At 45.9% G+C, this 935-nt stretch carries 1 protein-coding gene; it reads left to right on the forward strand.

What is annotated here, in order from left to right; all coding sequences use genetic code 11:
* Positions 1–935: elongation factor Tu (gene tuf / locus HHA43_RS13110; RefSeq protein WP_168542765.1), on the forward strand; the 935-nt coding region annotated here is incomplete at both ends.

Genomic DNA, 935 nt, shown 5'->3' on the forward strand with positions numbered 1-935 from the left:
TCTCCAACTCGTCACTACGCGCACGTAGACTGCCCAGGCCACGCCGACTATGTTAAAAACATGATCACTGGTGCTGCTCAGATGGACGGTGCGATCCTTGTTTGTTCAGCGACTGATGGTCCAATGCCACAAACTCGTGAACACATCCTTCTTTCTCGTCAGGTAGGTGTACCTTACATCATCGTATTCTTAAACAAATGCGATATCGTAGACGACGAAGAGTTAATCGAATTAGTTGAAATGGAAGTTCGTGAACTTCTTTCTACTTACGACTTCCCAGGCGACGACACTCCAGTAATCCGTGGTTCTGCTCTTGCAGCACTTAACGGTGAATCAGGTCAATATGGCGAAGACGCTGTTGTAGCTCTTGTTGAAGCGCTTGACACTTACATTCCAGAGCCAGTACGTGCAATCGACCAAGCATTCTTAATGCCAATCGAAGACGTATTCTCAATTTCTGGTCGTGGTACAGTAGTAACTGGCCGTGTTGAAACTGGTATCGTGAAAGTAGGCGAAGAAGTTGAAATCGTTGGTATCAAAGACACAGTTAAAACAACTGTAACTGGCGTAGAAATGTTCCGTAAACTTCTAGACGAAGGTCGTGCGGGCGAGAACTGTGGTGTTCTTCTACGTGGTACTAAGCGTGAAGACGTACAACGTGGTCAAGTACTTGCTAAACCAGGTACAATCAAGCCACACACTAAATTCGATGCGGAAGTATACGTACTTTCTAAAGAAGAAGGTGGTCGTCACACTCCATTCCTTAACGGTTACCGTCCACAATTCTATTTCCGTACAACTGACGTAACTGGTGCAATCCAGTTGAAAGAAGGCGTTGAAATGGTAATGCCAGGTGACAACGTAGAAATGTCAGTAGAATTAATCCACCCAATCGCAATGGACGCTGGTTTACGCTTCGCGATCCGTGAAGGTGG

It is taken from the genome of Acinetobacter sp. A2 (assembly GCF_012371325.1).
In the GTDB taxonomy this organism is placed as follows: Bacteria; Pseudomonadota; Gammaproteobacteria; order Pseudomonadales; family Moraxellaceae; genus Acinetobacter.